We start from the raw sequence: 18,135 nt of genomic DNA, 5'->3' as shown, positions 1-18,135 counted from the left end.
TGAAAAGCCCTTTTTAATTATAATCAATTCCGATTTGATTATTATTGTTTGATTATTTGTTTAGTTTCTTTGAATGTTCCATTAGTTATTTGAATAAAGTACATTCCACTTTTTAAGTTTGTTCCAAATTGGAATTGTTCATTGTCCGTTTTGAATTTTTGTATTAATCGACCACTTTGATCAAAAACTTCAATTAAAGTTGGTTCGTTTTCTATTTTATTAGAAATATCTAAATTGAATTCATTTGCTGATGGGTTTGGCCAAATTTTGAATTCTGGTTTAATGCTTTCTTCAATTATTATTTCATCTGACATTATTTTTGTAATAAGTGATGAAGTATCACAAACTTGTCCACCATGAACTTTTAAATTGCCTCCACCAATTTTTTGTTCAACAGTAGTAGTGCCATTCCAATTGCTAGCATACCATAAACCACCATTTTTATTCCAAACAGTAATGGCTATTTGATCATTATTGCCTGGTTCTCCATAATCTGTCATTGTAACTTGTAAAGTAGCATTACCGTCAACTGCAATTACATTCAATGGATTTGTTATGTCTTGAATATTTGCTTTTCCAACAAAAACTGCTTTTTTCGGGCAATTTGTAGTAACACTTAACGAAGTCATAGAGTTGCCTTTAACTTGATAAACATGTAATCCATCATTTTCTATTCTTCTTATAATTGTGTTGATATTACCTTGTAAACTAGTTTTATTTTTGTTGTATTTTACATTGAAACCATAATTGTTTTTAGTGCCAATTGTTCCAGCTTTTATACCAGATGAATTGGCTAAGGTTAAATATCCACCACCTGTAATAAATAAATCTCCTAATGGTTTAGAAATAGTGACTAAAGCATTTTCATCTGAAGAATTTCTACAATAATAACCTGTTACAATAATTCCAATTGTTATTGTTTGTGAATCTCCCGAGATACTTGTATTCCAATTATAAGTTGCGGTACCAACTTTTGTGTCACCAGCATTAACTAAGCCAATTGGAACATTAGCAGCAATTATGGCATTATTATTATCTCTATTTACAAAAGTGACTTTTGCATTGGTAATGTTTCCAAAATTTATATCTGAATTAGTTTCAGCAGAAATATCTTTAATTGTGGCACTTAGTGTAACTGTTGCATTTGAACTTGTTGCAGAACTTGTTGAAACATAAGTACTTCCGGTGTAATAAGCAAGCGCATCTTCACAAGTAATAATTAAGTTTGATGCACTTGAAGCACTTAAATATGAAGAACATCCACTGTATTCTGCCGTAATTGTATAACTATTTGGTGCAAATAGCATTGGGATATTTGGCAACTCAGCTAAGCCAGAACTATTTACATTGGCAATTCCTAAAACAGTTGTTCCTAACTTAAAGGTTACTGTACCACAAATTGAATAATCGGTACAAGTTGTTAATTGCGCTGAAAAAGTCACTAAATCGCTATATTGTTGAGAGTTAACATTAGTACTTACAACAATTGAAGGTTGTATTTTATTAACTTCAATGGTTTGATTACATGATGTTTGATTATTACATTTATCTGTAGCTGTCCAAGTTATCGTTGTAATTCCTAATGAGAATGAATCTGTTAATGAATTTTTATTATCACTTCTAACAAATGAAATATCTGGAATACTGCAATTATCATTAAATGTTGGATATCCAATTTGAGCAGCTGTTAATGTTTTAGTACAAACTCCAGTGTCAGTAATTAAATTAGTTTTATTTAATGGACATGAAATTGTTGGTGGAGTATTATCTAAAACAGTAATTATTTGTGTTTGATTTGCAGCATGATTTCCACAATTGTCTACTAAAGACCAAGTTCTTGTAATTATTTTAGAACCTTGACAAACACCATCTGCTGTTGAATCTGAATAAGCTGCTTCTAATCCAGTTGAGCAATTATCACTTTCGTTAATAACATCACCAGTTATAGAAACATTTGCATTATATCCACATGAACTATTGGTATAAATTGTGATATCAGCTGGTTTTGAAAATGATGGTGCTGAATTATCTAGAACAGTAATTATTTGTGTTTGAATTGCAGCATGATTTCCACAATTGTCTACTAATGACCAAGTTCTTGTAATTATTTTAGAACCTTGACAAACACCATCTGCTGTTGAATCTGAATAAGTTGCTTCTAATCCAGTTGAGCAATTATCACTTTCGTTAAAAACATCACCAGTTACAGATACATTAGCATTATATCCACATGAACTATTGGTATAAATTGTTATATCAGCTGGTTTTGAAAATGATGGTGAAGATGTATCAATTACATTAATAGTTTGAACCACACTACTTGAATTTTGACATGCATCAGTAAAGGTCCAAGTTCTTGTAATTACCACATGACAAGGATTGCTTGCATCAACAGTATCTTGACTAATTCCAACAATCACACCTGAACAATTATCTTGAGCGGATAAACTTTCAGCCGCAGGAACATCATCTAAACATTGATAAGAAGCAGTAGCAGGACCAGCAGGAGGAACAGGATCAACATCATCAATCACATTAATAGTTTGAACCACACTACTTGAATTTTGACATGCATCGGTAAACGTCCAAGTTCTAGTAATTACCACATGACAAGGATTGCTTGCATCTACACTATCTTGACTAATTCCAACAATCACACCTGAACAATTATCTTGAGCGGATAAACTTTCAGCCGCAGGAACATCATTTAAGCATTGGTAAGAAGCAGCAGCAGGAGCAGCAGGAGGAACAGGATCTACATCATCAATTACATTAATAGTTTGAACCACACTACTTGAATTTTGACAAGCATCAGTAAACGTCCAAGTTCTTGTAATTACCACATGACACGGATTGCTTGAATCAACAGAATCTTGACTAATTCCAGCAATCACACCCGAACAATTATCTTGAGCGGATAAACTTTCAGCCGCAGGAACATCATTTAAGCATTGGTAAGAAGCAGTAGCTGGAGCAGAAGGAGGAACAGGATCAACATCATCAATTACATTAATAATTTGAATTACACTACTTGAATTTTGACATGCATCGGTAAAGGTCCAAGTTCTTGTAATTACCACATGACACGGATTACTTGCATCTACACTATCTTGACTAATTCCAACAATCACACCCGAACAATTATCTTGAGCGGATAAACTTTCAGCCGCAGGAACATCATTTAAACATTGATAAGAAGCAGCAGCAGGAGCAGCAGGAGGAACAGGGTCTACATCATCAATTACATTAATAGTTTGTACCACACTACTTGAATTTTGACAAGCATCAGTAAAGGTCCAAGTTCTAGTAATTACCACATGACAAGGATTGCTTGAATCAACAGTATCTTGACTAATTCCAACAATCACACCCGAACAATTATCTTGAGCGGATAAACTTTCAGCCGCAGGAACATCATTTAAACATTGATAAGAAGCAGTAGCAGGAGCAGCAGGAGGAACAGGATCAACATCATCAATTACATTTATAGTTTGTACCACACTACTTGAATTTTGACAAGCATCGGTAAATGTCCAAGTTCTTGTAATTACCACATGACAAGGATTGCTTGAATCAACTGTATCTTGACTAATTCCAACAATCATACCTGAACAATTATCTTGAGCGGATAAACTTTCAGCCGCAGGAACATCATTTAAGCATTGGTAAGAAGCAGTTGCAGGAGCAGCAGGAGGAACAGGATCAACATCATCAATTACATTAATAGTTTGTACCACACTACTTGAATTTTGACAAGCATCAGTAAACGTCCAAGTTCTAGTAATTACCACATGACAAGGATTGCTTGAATTTACACTATCTTGACTAATTCCAAAAATCACCCCCGAACAATTATCTTGAGCGGATAAACTTTCAGCCGCAGGAACATCATTTAAGCATTGGTAAGAAGCAGCAGCAGGAGCAGCAGGAGGAACAGGATCAACATCATCAATTACATTAATAGTTTGAACCACACTACTTGAATTTTGACAAGCATCAGTAAAGGTCCAAGTTCTTGTAATTACCACATGACACGGATTACTTGAATCAACTGTATCTTGACTAATTCCAACAATCACACCCGAACAATTATCTTGAGCGGATAAACTTTCAGCCGCAGGAACATCATCTAAACATTGATAAGTAGCAGTAGCTGGAGCAGCAGGAGGAACAGGATCAATATCATCAATTACATTAATAGTTTGACTTACAGTTGCACTTTGGTTTCCACTCGCATCTTGAGCTTTCCAAGTTTTTACTCTTGTGTAAGTATTATTGCAATTACCTGGCGTTGTGATATCTGAAACTTCAATTATTTGAGGATTTGTATCACAATTATCTATTGCTGTTGGGATGTTAAATTCTAATTGATTAGAGCAACTAATTGTTTGATTTGATCCTGTACTTGTTAGTATTGGTGGAGTAGTATCGTTAACAGTAACAGTAAATACACAATTAGAACTACCACATGAATTAGTTGCTGTTGCTGTTACAGATGAAGTTCCTTTAGGGAATAGGTATGGTGAAGTAATAGTTATAGTACCTATTTTGTATGAAATTGTTGGCGATGTACCGGTTGCAGTCGCTTGAAAAGAAACCAATTTTCCACAAGAATTGATTTCACTACTTACGGTTATATTTTGCGGACAAGTTATGGTTGGTGACATACAGATTGGAGCCTTTATTTCAAAGTTATTAGCTTTGCTTGAACCAGCATATGGATTGTTTGAAGGATCACCTTCAAATTCTGCTTTAATTCCATTTGAACCATTATAATTTCCTACCGCTTGTGAACAAATAAAACTAAATGAAGCTTCAGCTGATGAATTTGTGGAACTTTGTCCTAATAAGACACCATTTAAATAAAACTTTATAACTCTGCCAATAACTAAAACGTTACCAGGATTACTAGTTAATTTTGCAACTACATTTACAGTATCTCCTTGAAATGCATTTGTCGGACTAGTTAAATTTATACTCGAATTGGCATCTTTAAAATCAACCCAAGCTTGAAATCCACTAGATAACCCCGTTGCATAAGCTCTAAGTGTAGATCCTAAGCAATCATCTGTACAAACAATCCATGTGGTAACAAATGTACCAGAACTATCAGCTTGTACTTCCCAATGTTCGTGATTTTCACCTGTATTTGGAGTTTCATCAGAATGAAGTACAACCAATTCAATTGTTTCGTTTGGTGCAAAACCACTACCTGTAAAAGTTGCTAATTCTCCAGGATAATAATCATCTTTATCAGATGTTAATGATTGTCCATAGCTAAAAGTAAATAAAGAAAATAAAAATATTAATCCTAAATATTTTATTCTTAAGTTGTAAATTACATTCATACGATTATTTGTTAGGGTTACGAATCATTTTTAGGCTTTAAAAACCCAAAAACATTATTTAAAAATGTATGAAAATTGTATAGTAGGAATTTGTAGTATTTAGGATAGGCGACTAAATTCTTGATAAATTTATCTTAAATGTTTTTTTAAAATAAATAAAATCGACTAATGGATGGAAATAATGTTTGAACTGAATGAATTGAATGTTTTTATTTAGGTTTTTTTAACGTAAAGAGTATCAGATGATTAAAAATTAATAAAAAAAAGTTACATAATTCGTTTGGAGATTATAAAAAAGAGGCTATATTTGCACCCGTAATAATCGAAAGAGATTATTGGAGAAATGGCAGAGTGGTCGAATGCGGCAGTCTTGAAAACTGTTGACTGTAACAGGTCCGGGGGTTCGAATCCCTCTTTCTCCGCGAAAATTATTTATTGTACGACTAAATTCTATTATCATATAGGAGGAATGGCAGAGTGGTCGAATGCGGCAGTCTTGAAAACTGTTGACTGTAACAGGTCCGGGGGTTCGAATCCCTCTTCCTCCGCAAATAGAGTCGTATAAACTAAAACAACCCTTAATGATTTAAGGGTTGTTTTTTTTGTATATATGTAAAAAAAAATCGGAATTAATAAATAATCCCGATTTTTATATTTGTTGGAAAATATATTATGAGTTGTAAACTCTTAATGCTTCTTTTAATATTTGAACCGATTTAATTAAATCTTCTTTTTTCAATACATAAGCAATTCTGATTTCATCTAAACCAACTCCAGGAGTAGAGTAAAAGCCTGCTGCTGGCGCAACCATAACAGTTTCTCCATTTAAATTGAATTCTTCTAATAACCATTGTGCAAAATCATCTGCATTTTTTACAGGTAATTTAGCAATGCAATAAAAGGCTCCTTTTGGATTAGCAATTGTAACACCTTCAATTTTTTGCATTTCTTCAACTAAAGTATTTCTTCTGTCTACATATTCAGTAATAACTTCATCAAAGTAACTTTGTGGAGTGTCTAACGCAGCTTCACTTGCAACTTGAGCATATGTTGGAGGACTTAATCTTGCTTGAGCGAATTTCATAGCAGTAGCCATAAATTCTTCATTTTTAGAAACTACACATCCAATTCTTGCTCCACACATACTAAATCTCTTAGAAACAGAATCAATCATGATGGCATGTTGTTCTAATCCAGGAACATTTAATACAGAATAATGTTTTAATCCATCATAAGCAAATTCTCTATAAACTTCATCCGCAATTAAGAATAAATCGTGTTTCTTAACAATTTCTGCTAATTTTTCAATTTCTTCTTTAGAATATAAATAACCAGTTGGATTACCAGGATTACAAATTAAAATTGCTTTAGTTCTAGGAGTAATTAATTTTTCAAAATCTTCCATTGGTGGTAAAGCAAATCCTGTTTCAATTCCAGAAATTACTGGTACAACTTTTACGCCACTTGCAGTAGAAAATCCATTATAATTTGCGTAAAACGGCTCAGGAATAATAATTTCATCTCCTTGATCTAAAGTAGAACCTAAAGCAAACAATAAAGCTTCAGAACCTCCAGTTGTAATAATAATATCTTTTGTTTCAACAGGTAAACCTTGATTTTTGTAATAAGCAGAAAGTTTATTTCTATAACTTTCAAATCCAGCACTATGGCTGTATTCTAATACATTAATATCAAAATTTTTAACCGCTTGTAAAGCAACTTCTGGAGTTTTAATATCTGGTTGTCCAATATTTAAATGGTAAACTTTTGTACCTCTTTTTTTAGCTCCTTCAGCGTATGGAACTAATTTTCTAATTGGCGATTCAGGCATTTGTTGCCCTTTGTGTGAGATTTTTGGCATAACTTAAATTTTTGCTTTGCAAAAGTGCAAAAAAATACGGATTCCATAATAATATTTCGTTAAAAAATATTTAATGAGTAAAAAAAATCGTACATTTAGTTAAATAATTATGGTTATGTTCACGTATTGTAGATTTTTATCACTTTTACTCTTTTGCGTTAATGTTTATTCACAAAATATTTGGGATTTTTCCGAAAATAAGAATAAAATTACGATACCTTTTCAATTGCTCAATAATACTATTATTTTACAGCCAAAATTAAATAATGTAAAACTTAATCTTATTTTAGATACAGGTTCTGCATATAATGTTCTTTTTGCATTTCCTTCTAAAGATAGTATTGCCTTTTATGATACTTTTAAAATAAAAATCACTGGTCCAGGAACTGAAGCTCCTATTGATGCTTATATTTCACGAAATAATAGAATTGAATTCAAGAATTTATCTTCTAAAAAATTAGATGTTATTTTAATGTTGGAAGAGAAATATGATTTTTCTACTAATATGGGTATACCCATTCATGGTATTCTAGGTGCTGATTTTTTTAATAATAATAAAATAGAAATTCAGTATGATACCAAAAAAATAATAGTTTATCGAAAAGAAACAGAAGGATATAAAAGAAAAATATCAAATCATAATAAATTACCTTTTGTTTTAAAAGATAATAAGCCTTACATACCCGTAGAAATCAATATTGATGAATACAAATTAAAACAATTAGAATTACTTGTAGATACTGGACTTTCAGATGGTTTATGGATATTTGAAAAAGAACTTCAAGAAATTAATAAAACTTTTATCGTAGATTATTTAGGTTCTGGAATTGGTGGAAATATATTTGGAAAACGAGTACGATTTAAAAACATTAAATTTTCAGATTTTGAGTTCGATCAACCAATAATTTCTTTGCCAGATACCATTTCATTTGCTAAAAAGAATTTATTAACAAGTAGAGATGGTTCCTTTGGTGGTGAAATTCTGAAACGATTTAATGTAATTTTCGATTACAGTAAACAAGTAATGTATCTAAAGAAAAATAGTAATTTTAAAGATAGATTTTATTACAATGTTGCAGGAATTGATATTCATCATAATGGTATTGAAATCATTGAAGAAAAAAATGTGGATATGAAATTCACCACAATTAATTATACGGGAAATGCTCTTGATGAAAATAAATATTCTGTAAAATACTCTATAAAACCTGGAGTAGAGATTGTTTATATTAGAAAAAATTCAATTGCTGAAAAAGTAGGTTTGATGGTGGATGATAAGATTATTTCGGTAAATGGAAAAAAAGCTTCAAATTATAAATTACAAGAATTAAGTGAAATTTTTCATAAAAACATTGATGAAATTATAACTATTGAAATTGAAAGAGATGGTATGTTCTATACTTTTGAATTATTGTTAAAAGAAGAAATATAAAACAAAAAAATCCCGAAGTTACTCGGGATTTTTTATTGATATTTTTTTAAATTACTTTTTTTCTTCTTTAACCATTACAGTACCTTTAATCCTTAAGGCTACCATTCCGTTTTCTTTATTAACAGCGTTGCTTTCAACTGTAATTGTTTTACTTATTGGTCCTGGATTCATATTGTATTGTACTTCAATTATCCCTGTTTTTCCTGGTAAGATTGGATCTTTTGGTTTGGTTGGAACAGTACATCCGCAACTACTTTTTACATCTTTTATAATTAAAGGTGCGTCTCCTGTATTTTTAAATTCAAAAACTCTTTTTCCAGAATCTTCTCCTTTAAAAACATTTCCATAATTAATAGTTTCTTCTTTAAATTCAATCTTAGCACCAGTTTGTGCATATGTTGAAAATCCAGACACTATTAAGACTAATATAAATAATAATCGTTTCATTTTATTAGATTTTGATATTTGTAAAAATATGTTTTTTTGAACTAATTAACAAAAAGTAAATACATTTTTTTTATTCTATATTATATAATTACTTTTGCAAATACATTTCAAAAATTATACCAAACAGTCAATATTTATATAAAATTATTTGCAATATGATACCAGCCCAATTTGATGCTAAATCTGTAGAACAAAAATGGTACAATTACTGGATGAAAAATAATTATTTTCATTCTAAACCAGATCAACGTACACCTTATACAATTGTAATTCCTCCACCAAACGTAACGGGAGTATTACACATGGGACATATGTTGAATAATACCATTCAGGATGTTTTAATTCGTCGTGCACGTTTAAAAGGATTTAATGCATGTTGGGTTCCTGGAACGGATCATGCTTCTATTGCTACTGAAGCAAAAGTTGTTGCGAAATTAAAATCAGAAGGAATTAATAAAGCCGATTTAACTCGTGAAGAGTTTTTAAAGCATGCCTACGATTGGACCGATAAATATGGTGGAACAATTTTAGAACAATTAAAACAATTAGGTTGTTCTTGTGATTGGGATAGAACGAAGTTTACAATGGATCCAGATATGTCGGCATCAGTTATTCGCTCTTTTGTAGATTTATATAACAAAGGAATGATTTATCGTGGTTACCGAATGGTTAATTGGGATCCGGAAGCTAAAACAACGTTATCAGATGAAGAAGTAATTTTTGAAGAACGTCAAGGAAAATTATTTTATATCAAATATCAAATTGAAAATTCAAATGATTATTTAGTTGTTGCTACAACGCGTCCAGAAACAATTTTTGGTGATACTGCAATTTGTATCAATCCTAACGACGAAAGACATTTCAATTTAAAGGGTAAAAAAGCGATTATTCCTATTTCTGGAAGAGTGATTCCTATTATTGAAGATGAATATGTTGATTTAGAATTTGGTACTGGTTGTTTAAAAGTAACCCCTGCACATGATGTAAACGATAAAGTTTTAGGAGATAAACATAATTTAGAAATTATCGATATTTTCAATGAAGATGCCACTTTAAACTCATTTGGATTGCATTATGAAGGTAAAGATCGTTTTGTTGTTCGTACAGAAATTGAAGCAGAATTAACTTCAATTAACGCTTTAAGTAAAGTAGAACCATATACTAATAATGTTGGTACTTCAGAAAGAACAAAATGTGTAATCGAACCACGTTTATCAGATCAATGGTTCTTAAAGATGGATGAATTAGTTAAACCTGCTATTCATGCCGTTTTAGAATCAGATGAAATTAAATTATATCCAAGTCGTTTTAATAATACTTACCGTCATTGGTTAGAAAATATTCGTGATTGGAATATTTCTCGTCAATTATGGTGGGGACAACAAATTCCTGCATATTATTATGGTGATGGTAAAGAAGATTTTGTTGTTGCTGAAAATATTGAAGACGCAGTAAAATTAGCTCAAGAAAGAACTTCTAATCCTAATCTTCAGGCTTCAGACTTAAAACAAGATGCTGATGCTTTAGATACTTGGTTTTCTTCTTGGTTATGGCCAATGTCAGTTTTTGGAGGAATTATGGATCCAGAAAATGAAGAATTCAAATACTATTATCCTACTAATGATTTAGTAACTGGTCCGGATATTTTATTCTTCTGGGTTGCTCGTATGATTATTGCAGGATACGAATATGCTGATGCAAAACCATTCAAAAATGTTTATTTAACAGGTTTAGTTCGTGATAATCAAGGACGTAAAATGTCTAAGTCATTAGGGAATTCGCCAGAACCACTAGGTTTAATTGAGAAATTTGGAGCTGATGGTGTTCGTGTAGGATTATTGTTAAGTGCTTCAGCAGGAAATGATATTTTATTTGATGAAGAATTATGTAATCAAGGTAAAGCTTTCGCGAATAAAATTTGGAATGCTTTCAAATTAATTAAAGGTTGGGAAGTATCTGAAACAATTGCACAACCAGAATCATCTAAAGTAGCAATTGAATGGTATGAAGCGAAATTCCAACAAGTTTTAGCTGAAATTGAAGATAATTTTGATAAATACAGATTATCTGAAGCTTTAATGGGAATTTACAAATTAGTTTGGGACGATTTCTGTTCTTGGTTCTTAGAAATGATTAAACCAGGATACCAACAACCAATTGATAAAGTTACTTTCGAGAAAGCAATTGAAATGTTGGAAAATAATTTAAAATTATTGCATCCATTTATGCCGTTCTTAACGGAAGAAATTTGGCAACATATTGCAGAAAGAACTCCAGAACAAGCTTTAATTATTGCTGAATATCCAAAAGTTAAAGAAGTTAATACTGAATTAATTGCGCAGTTTGAATTGGCTACAGAAGTAATTTCTGGTATTAGAACGATTAGAAAAGATAAAAATATTCCATTTAAGGATGTAATTGAATTGAAAGTTGTAAATAATGAAAAAGCGACTACCTATTTCGATTCAATCATTATGAAATTAGGAAACATTGTTGATTTAATGTACGTTTCTGAAAAAGTTGATGGCGCTTTATCGTATAGAGTTAAATCTAACGAATATTTCATTCCTGTTACGGGTAATGTGGATATTGAAGCTGAAATCGCTAAATTAACAGAAGAATTGAATTACACTAAAGGATTCTTACGTTCGGTACAAGGAAAATTATCAAATGAAAAATTTGTTTCTGGTGCTCCAGAACAAGTAATTGCAAACGAACGCAAAAAAGAAGCAGATGCTTTAGCGAAAATCGCAACGTTAGAACAAAGTATCGCTGGGTTGAAATAAATCAATTATAGCAAAATATAAAAGCCTAAACTGTAAAGTTTAGGCTTTTTTTTTAGAATCATTTTTAAAATAAAAAACCCTAACTAATTCATTTTGAATTGTTAGGGTTTTAGTAGCGAGAGGCAGGGTCGAACTGCCGACCTCAGGGGTATGAATCCTGCGCTCTAACCAACTGAGCTACCTCGCCATTTTATTGGTCTTGCATGTGTCTCAATGCGGGTGCAAATATAGAACTATTTTATTTTATTCCAAAAAAAAATAATAAAAAATACTAATAAATTTTACGTTAAAAAATTTATCGCAAAATGTAGTTGTTATATCAATTTTTTTTCTATTTTGCTGAAAATTTACTAAAGACTATGAAACAGAAAATTAAGTACGAGCTAGAATTTCCTATACACTCTTCGCCACAATTATTATATCAATATATGTTAACGCCATCAGGTTTATCTGAATGGTTTGCTGATAATGTAAATTCAAGAGGTGAGTTTTATACTTTCATTTGGGATGATTCTGAAGAAAAGGCAAAATTAGCTTCTAAAAAAGCAGGTGAGAAAGTTAAATTTAAGTGGTTAGATGATGATGGTAAAGAAACAGATTACTTTTTCGAATTAAAAATACAAGTAGACGAAATAACACAAGACGTTTCATTAATTGTTACCGATTTTTCCGAAGAAGAAGAAATACATGAATCGAAATTATTATGGGAAAACCTAGTTTCTGATTTAAAACATGTAATTGGTTCGGTTTAATCTAAGATTTGAAGTATATTTGTCCCGATTTTATCGGGATTTTTTTATGATTAATTTTAACGGAAACTTACAAGACAATAGCCAAATTTCTATTGAAAACAATAGAGGATTTCTTTTTGGCGATTCAATATTTGAAACTTTAAAAGTAAATGGTTCAAAAATTTTATTTTTAGAAGAACATTATTTAAGATTAATGGCATCTATGAGAATTTGTAGAATGGAAATCCCAATGCCATTCACCATGGAATTTATGGAAGAAGAAATTCTGAAACTTATAAATGTTCAAGAAAATAAAACAAGTAATAGAGTGCGTTTTACTGTTTTTAGAAATGCTGAAGGATTGTATAATCCGAATTCAAATGAAATTCAGTTTATTATCACTTGTTCAAATTTATCTTCAGAAAATTATATTTTCAATTCATCTAATTATGAAGTTGAATTATTTAAAGATTTTCATGTTTCAAAACATTTGTTATCTACATTAAAATCAAATAATAAAATGACAAATGTAGTTGCAAGTATTTTTGCAAAAGAAAACGACTTTGCGAATTGTCTTTTAATTAATGATGATAAAAATGTTGTAGAAGCCATTAATGGCAATATTTTCATGAAAATGGGTAATCAATTGATTACGCCACCTATCACTGATGGTTGTTTAAACGGAATTATGCGTAAACAAATTATAGCTATTGTAAATAAAATGGAAAACATTGAATTGGTTGAAAAAAGCATTTCACCTTTCGATTTACAAAAAGCAGATGAGTTGTTCTTAACGAATGTAATTATTGGTATTCAGCCAATTACAAAATATAGAAAGAAAGAATTTTTAACAGTGTTATCTAGTGAACTTGTTGTTCAGCTAAATAACACTATTAGTTAAGAGATGGATTTTCGGGCGAATTTGAAAAATAAACATATTCGCCTCCAATTTCATTTAATTTTTCTTTCCAGAAGTTTTGACTGTTCTTACTGATGACTTTATTTTGAAGTTCATTCTCTAGAATTATCCAAGAGTTTTCCTCTAATTCATCTTCTAATTGATTAGTATCCCAGCCACTATAACCTAGAAAGAATCGAATGTTCTCTTTAGTGATTTTTCCATCGTTAATTAAGGTTTTTGCGCTTTCAAAGTCGCCACCCCAATACAATCCATAAGAAATTTCAATACTATTTGGGATTAAATCTGGTACATTGTGCAAGAAATATAAATTATCTTGTTCAACCGGACCGCCATTATAAACCATAAAGTTAGCTTCAATTTCTGGAATTAAATCATTAATAGAATAGGATAGAGGTTTGTTTAAAATAAACCCTACACTTCCTTCTTTAGTGTGTTCTGTTAAAAGCACAACTGCTCTGTTAAAAGACACGTCGTTTGAAATAGTTGGTTCTGCTACGAGTAAACAACCTTTTTTAGGTAACATTGAAATCATAAGCAACTAATTTTATACTGAATTTAACAAAAAATTAAATTTAAAGAAAATAAAATCGACAAAAAGCTTAAAAAATCAGTAAATGATTTTATTAATTCTAAATTTTATAGAATATGTTAATAAAAAAGCCTTTCTAAATCAGAAAGGCTCTTTATAAATAATCAAATATGATTCTTATTTGTTAACTGCTCCGTCTAATTCAGCACCAGCTTTGAATTTTACTACATTTTTAGCAGCAATTTTGATAGTTTTTCCAGTTTGTGGATTTCTACCATCTCTTGCAGCTCTTTTAGAGATTGACCAAGATCCGAAACCTACTAATGATACTCTACCACCTTTTTTTAATGTTCCTTCAACGCTTTCTAAAAAAGATTCTAAAGCTAATTTAGCAGCCGCTTTTGTAATACCAGCAGAAGCTGCCATTGCATCGATTAATTCTGATTTGTTCATAATTAATTAGTTATTTAATTGGTTAAACTTAATTTCTTTTACAAATTTATACGTATCATTGAATTGTGCAAGTATTTACGTGTATTTTATATAAAAATGTTAATAAATAACATCAATTGTTAATAACGTAGGTTTATTTTTACGTATTTCAGCGAAAATCTTAGTAAACAAAGGCTTCAGCGCTTAATTGGATTCCGTTTAATAATTCATGCGTTTGCATTTTCTTTTTTCCAGGAAATTGTAAACTTTCTATCTGAATAAATCCATCCGCTACAGCAATCTTCATTTCTTTCTTGGTTGTAATAATAGTTCCTGCTTTTAAACTATGATTTTCAGAAATGAATCTAGTGTCATATAATTTTACATTCCATTCATTATCGCCATCTTTAAAAAAGGTCCAAGCAGTAGGGTAAGGGCATAGTCCTCTAATATGATTGTAAATTTCATTTCCAGATTTCGACCAATCAATTTTACAATTGTCTTTATTTAATTTGTATGCTGTTTTTAAATCGGCTGTTTCAGTTTGAATGGTAGTAGTTACATTTCCACTTTCAATCAACTTTAAAGTTTCAATAACCGTATCACTTCCAATGTGCATTAATCTATCGTGTAACTGACCTACATTTTCATTTGGTTCTATGTTTGTCTTCTTACTTAAAATCATAGCGCCAGTATCAATTTTATCATCGATAAAGAACGTTGTCACTCCAGTTTCTGTTTCTCCATTAATAATCGCCCAGTTAATAGGAGCGGCTCCTCTATAATTAGGTAATAAAGAAGCGTGTAGATTAAACGTACCAAATTTTGGCATTTTCCAAACCACTTCTGGTAACATTCTAAATGCTACAACAATTTGTAAATTAGCATTATAACTTGCTAATTCAGCTAAAAATTCTTCGTTTTTTAAATTAGTTGGTTGTAATATTGGTAAGTTTTTTTCTAATGCATAAGTCTTTACGGCACTTACAGATACTTTCTGACCTCTACCAGCTGGTTTGTCTGGAGCTGTAATTACGGCGGCTATTTCAAAATGACTATTATAAATTTTATCAAGAATACCAACAGCAAAGTCGGGTGTTCCCATAAAAACAATTCTTAATTTTTCCATGATATTGTAAGATGCAAAGCAAGATGAATTGCTATGTTGTTTAATGTTTATTTAATTTGATATTGATTATTAGAATTCAAAAAGATACTGTCGTTTTCTAATAAGTTTTGAATTGCAAAGATAATTTCTTCTGTTGTAAATGATAACAAATTTTCAATTTCATTTGAGGATTTCGCACCATTTTTTAATAAATTGATGATACTGTCCGAAACCGATTTTACTTCTGTTTTACTTTTTGAATTACAATACGAACAAATTCCGCAATCTTCTTTTTGTTCTTCTCCGAAATAATTCGAAATTAAAACGGATTTACAAGTAGTAGTATCCGTTACAAAATGAAGCATACTTTCATATTGCTCAATTTTGATTTGATTTTGAGTTTCAAGATGTTTTACAATCCTATTAATAGTATAATTATCTTCTCGTGGTTCGTTATATATAATAGTAATGTCGTTACTCTGTAATTTCAACTCGATAATTTCTTGCGATTCTAATTTCTTAAGAACATCAATTACTTTTTCTTCAGTAGTATTAGATTTAGTTGCAATTAAAGAGGTATTGATATTAGTAACTTGTTCAAAAATACCTGTATAATTTCTTAAAATGACATTGATAATTTCTGCATCATTTGGGTTTAAACTACAGTATCTAATGACTTCTCGACTTTCTAATAAAAACTGTAAAGTAGCTTTATTACTTATTGAATTACTTAAAGTAATTACTCCTTGTCGGTCTAAAAATTGTAAGCAAGCAAATGTTTTAGTAACCGATAAATTATACTTGATGCAAAATTGATTAAGATTTAGGTAGAAAGTTTCCTGAAATCCATCGCCATAAGCAATTTGAAAATGATTGTTTAAATCTCTATAAACTAAAGTTAAAAAATCTTTATGCGGTAAATTATCAATAAAGTATTTTTTAAAATTATCTGGATTTATTTCTGGAGTTAAAAGTAAGGCAAATGCTTTATTGCCATTTCTACCAGCTCTTCCAGCTTCTTGATAATAACTTTCTAAGTTTTCCGGAATTTGTAAATGAATAACCGTTTTCACATTGGGTTTGTCAATTCCCATTCCGAAAGCATTCGTGGCAACCATAATTTTAGCTTGTTCGCAAAGCCATATATTCATGTTTTTATCTTTTTCTTTTGTAGATAAACCACCATGATAATAAGTTGCGGTAAAACCTAAATCGTTTAAAGTTTGACTAAATTCTAAGCACATTTTTCTATTGCGAACATATACAATAGAAGGCTCAGGATTTTTATAATAAATTTGTCTTAGCTTGTTTAATTTATCTTCCGTTTTGATTATATGATACCCTAAATTTTCTCTATAAAAGGAATTTTTAAAAAGCTTCGGATTTGTTAATTGAAGCAAAGTACAAATATCATTTTGAACACGAGTTGTAGCAGAAGCAGTTAAGGCTACAAACGGAACGGTAAAATATTCTTTAAGAGATGATATTTTTAAATAAGCCGGACGAAAATCGTGTCCCCACTGACTGATACAATGGGCTTCGTCTATTGCTACTAAATTGATGTTTAGGTTTTTAATTCTTTCCAAAACCCAATCTTGTTGCAATCGTTCTGGGGAAACATATAAAAACTTATAATCGCCATAAGCACAATTATCTAGTAAGTTATTGGTTTCTTCAAAAGAAATATTCCCAGTTAAAGCAATCGCTTTTATGTTTTTAGATTTTAAATTCTCAACTTGATCTTTCATTAAAGCGACAAGAGGAGAAATAACCAAACAAAGTCCGGGTTTGAGTAATGCTGGTATTTGAAAACAAATTGATTTTCCGCCACCAGTTGGCAAAAGCGCGAATGTATCGTTACCTTGTAAGATATTTTCAATAATTTCTTCTTGGGCAGGTCTAAACGACTCATGTTTCCAATAAGATTTTAAAATATCTAAGGGTTTACTCATTTAGATAGTATTAGTCTTTTAAATGCTCTAAAATAAACTGATATCTATTTTCTACAGTTGTTTTTGGAACTTCGTGTAAATCGTATCCGTATTTTTTATAAGTATCTACTAAAAAGTTGTGAATTTTACTAGCTTCTTCATATGTTTCATAACGAGTTTCATCGCTAGTATAAATTTCTTCCCAAGGAGGTAATAAGAAAATCTTGTCGTACTTATATTTTTCGCAAGCTTCTATGAAATTTTGAGGGTAAGAATCACCAATAAAGTCCATATAAGCAATTACATCCGGAATTCCTCTATCGATAAAAACAGGTTTTTCTTCAGTAATAGCCTTTTCATATTGTTTAATTCTGCCTTCTAAAAGCATTTCACTAAACAACATCGGGTTTTCTAAAAATAAATAGTCGATTCCTTTTTCTCTAGCTTGTAAAATAACTTCTCTTGAAATTTCAGGATAACAAACGTGTCCTTCTTTTTCTAAATGGTTAATTAACGTAGTTTTACCAGAACTTGGTCCGCCTATTAATAGAATTATTTTCTTATTCATTTTATCCTTAAAAAAGCCAAATGTACTATCATTTTTTTTA

The 18,135-nt window shown here is 30.7% G+C and carries 12 protein-coding genes and 3 tRNA genes; 6 read left to right on the top strand and 9 right to left on the bottom strand.

Features of this window, described 5'->3' with window-relative positions; all coding sequences use genetic code 11:
• Positions 1 to 41 precede the first annotated feature (41 nt).
• Entirely contained in the window at positions 42 to 5,348 is a 5,307-nt protein-coding gene (locus BMY86_RS03775; RefSeq protein WP_091465347.1) for an HYR-like domain-containing protein, read from the bottom strand.
• A gap of 337 nt (positions 5,349 to 5,685) precedes the next feature.
• On the opposite strand from BMY86_RS03775, the gene BMY86_RS03770 reads away from it, so the two are divergent.
• Both BMY86_RS03770 and BMY86_RS03765 read left to right on the top strand, forming a co-directional pair.
• Positions 5,686 to 5,770, top strand: a tRNA-Ser gene (locus BMY86_RS03770).
• Positions 5,771 to 5,811: 41 nt separating this feature from the next.
• Positions 5,812 to 5,896 (top strand) — tRNA-Ser (locus tag BMY86_RS03765).
• Between the two features lie 122 nt (positions 5,897 to 6,018).
• On the opposite strand, the gene BMY86_RS03760 is transcribed toward BMY86_RS03765, so the two are convergent.
• Complete coding sequence (locus BMY86_RS03760) at positions 6,019 to 7,209, bottom strand: pyridoxal phosphate-dependent aminotransferase (RefSeq protein ID WP_091465345.1); 1,191 nt, start codon at positions 7,207 to 7,209, stop codon at positions 6,019 to 6,021.
• Positions 7,210 to 7,435: 226 nt separating this feature from the next.
• Between BMY86_RS03760 and BMY86_RS03755 the strand changes: the two genes are divergently transcribed.
• On the top strand, positions 7,436 to 8,641 hold the full coding sequence (locus BMY86_RS03755) for a PDZ domain-containing protein (RefSeq protein ID WP_091465342.1): 1,206 nt from the start codon (positions 7,436 to 7,438) through the stop codon (positions 8,639 to 8,641).
• A gap of 51 nt (positions 8,642 to 8,692) precedes the next feature.
• Here the strand turns inward: BMY86_RS03755 and BMY86_RS03750 are convergent, their stop codons facing one another.
• On the bottom strand, positions 8,693 to 9,088 hold the full coding sequence (locus BMY86_RS03750; RefSeq protein WP_091465339.1) for a DUF1573 domain-containing protein: 396 nt from the start codon (positions 9,086 to 9,088) through the stop codon (positions 8,693 to 8,695).
• Positions 9,089 to 9,243: 155 nt separating this feature from the next.
• Between BMY86_RS03750 and BMY86_RS03745 the strand changes: the two genes are divergently transcribed.
• Positions 9,244 to 11,874 carry a valine--tRNA ligase gene (locus BMY86_RS03745; protein ID WP_177177115.1) on the top strand — a complete coding sequence of 877 codons (2,631 nt, stop codon included), beginning with the start codon at positions 9,244 to 9,246 and terminating at the stop codon, positions 11,872 to 11,874.
• Between the two features lie 113 nt (positions 11,875 to 11,987).
• Here the strand turns inward: BMY86_RS03745 and BMY86_RS03740 are convergent.
• Positions 11,988 to 12,061 (bottom strand) — tRNA-Met (locus BMY86_RS03740).
• A 172-nt stretch (positions 12,062 to 12,233) separates the two neighbouring features.
• Between BMY86_RS03740 and BMY86_RS03735 the strand changes: the two genes are divergently transcribed.
• Positions 12,234 to 12,626, top strand: a complete 393-nt coding sequence (locus tag BMY86_RS03735) for an START-like domain-containing protein (protein ID WP_091465335.1) — start codon at positions 12,234 to 12,236, stop codon at positions 12,624 to 12,626.
• A 46-nt stretch (positions 12,627 to 12,672) separates the two neighbouring features.
• Entirely contained in the window at positions 12,673 to 13,506 is an 834-nt protein-coding gene (locus BMY86_RS03730) for an aminotransferase class IV (protein ID WP_091465332.1), read from the top strand.
• Here BMY86_RS03730 and BMY86_RS03725 read toward each other — a convergent pair.
• The 5 genes from BMY86_RS03725 to BMY86_RS03705 all read right to left on the bottom strand — a co-directional run bounded on the left by BMY86_RS03725 (position 13,499) and on the right by BMY86_RS03705 (position 18,095).
• Positions 13,499 to 14,059: a YqgE/AlgH family protein gene (locus tag BMY86_RS03725; RefSeq protein ID WP_091465329.1), complete on the bottom strand. Its 561-nt coding sequence runs from the start codon at positions 14,057 to 14,059 to the stop codon at positions 13,499 to 13,501. The genes BMY86_RS03730 and BMY86_RS03725 overlap by 8 nt on opposite strands.
• Before the next feature lie 174 nt (positions 14,060 to 14,233).
• Positions 14,234 to 14,509: an HU family DNA-binding protein gene (locus BMY86_RS03720; protein WP_091465326.1), complete on the bottom strand. Its 276-nt coding sequence runs from the start codon at positions 14,507 to 14,509 to the stop codon at positions 14,234 to 14,236.
• Between the two features lie 160 nt (positions 14,510 to 14,669).
• A complete protein-coding gene (fmt, locus tag BMY86_RS03715; protein ID WP_091465323.1) occupies positions 14,670 to 15,617 on the bottom strand; it encodes a methionyl-tRNA formyltransferase in 948 nt (315 codons plus the stop codon).
• A 47-nt stretch (positions 15,618 to 15,664) separates the two neighbouring features.
• Positions 15,665 to 17,548, bottom strand: a complete 1,884-nt coding sequence (locus BMY86_RS03710; protein ID WP_091465320.1) for a RecQ family ATP-dependent DNA helicase — start codon at positions 17,546 to 17,548, stop codon at positions 15,665 to 15,667.
• 10 nt (positions 17,549 to 17,558) lie between these two features.
• On the bottom strand, positions 17,559 to 18,095 hold the full coding sequence (locus BMY86_RS03705; protein ID WP_091465317.1) for an AAA family ATPase: 537 nt from the start codon (positions 18,093 to 18,095) through the stop codon (positions 17,559 to 17,561).
• Positions 18,096 to 18,135 lie beyond the last annotated feature (40 nt).

Source organism: Flavobacterium urocaniciphilum, assembly GCF_900110615.1.
GTDB classification, from domain to species: domain Bacteria; phylum Bacteroidota; class Bacteroidia; order Flavobacteriales; family Flavobacteriaceae; genus Flavobacterium; species Flavobacterium urocaniciphilum.
This window is presented reverse-complemented; position numbering and strand designations above follow the sequence as displayed.

What these genes read in the sequence shown, in the direction of transcription:
- BMY86_RS03760 (WP_091465345.1), bottom strand. Translation starts at nt 7,209, where the DNA reads ATGCCAAAAATCTCACACAAAGGGCAACAAATGCCTGAATCGCCAATT.
- BMY86_RS03775 (WP_091465347.1), bottom strand. Translation starts at nt 5,348, where the DNA reads ATGAATGTAATTTACAACTTAAGAATAAAATATTTAGGATTAATATTT.
- BMY86_RS03705 (WP_091465317.1), bottom strand. Translation starts at nt 18,095, where the DNA reads ATGAATAAGAAAATAATTCTATTAATAGGCGGACCAAGTTCTGGTAAA.
- BMY86_RS03725 (WP_091465329.1), bottom strand. Translation starts at nt 14,059, where the DNA reads ATGATTTCAATGTTACCTAAAAAAGGTTGTTTACTCGTAGCAGAACCA.
- fmt (WP_091465323.1), bottom strand. Translation starts at nt 15,617, where the DNA reads ATGGAAAAATTAAGAATTGTTTTTATGGGAACACCCGACTTTGCTGTT.
- BMY86_RS03710 (WP_091465320.1), bottom strand. Translation starts at nt 17,548, where the DNA reads ATGAGTAAACCCTTAGATATTTTAAAATCTTATTGGAAACATGAGTCG.
- BMY86_RS03750 (WP_091465339.1), bottom strand. Translation starts at nt 9,088, where the DNA reads ATGAAACGATTATTATTTATATTAGTCTTAATAGTGTCTGGATTTTCA.
- BMY86_RS03730 (WP_091465332.1), top strand. Translation starts at nt 12,673, where the DNA reads ATGATTAATTTTAACGGAAACTTACAAGACAATAGCCAAATTTCTATT.
- BMY86_RS03720 (WP_091465326.1), bottom strand. Translation starts at nt 14,509, where the DNA reads ATGAACAAATCAGAATTAATCGATGCAATGGCAGCTTCTGCTGGTATT.
- BMY86_RS03745 (WP_177177115.1), top strand. Translation starts at nt 9,244, where the DNA reads ATGATACCAGCCCAATTTGATGCTAAATCTGTAGAACAAAAATGGTAC.
- BMY86_RS03735 (WP_091465335.1), top strand. Translation starts at nt 12,234, where the DNA reads ATGAAACAGAAAATTAAGTACGAGCTAGAATTTCCTATACACTCTTCG.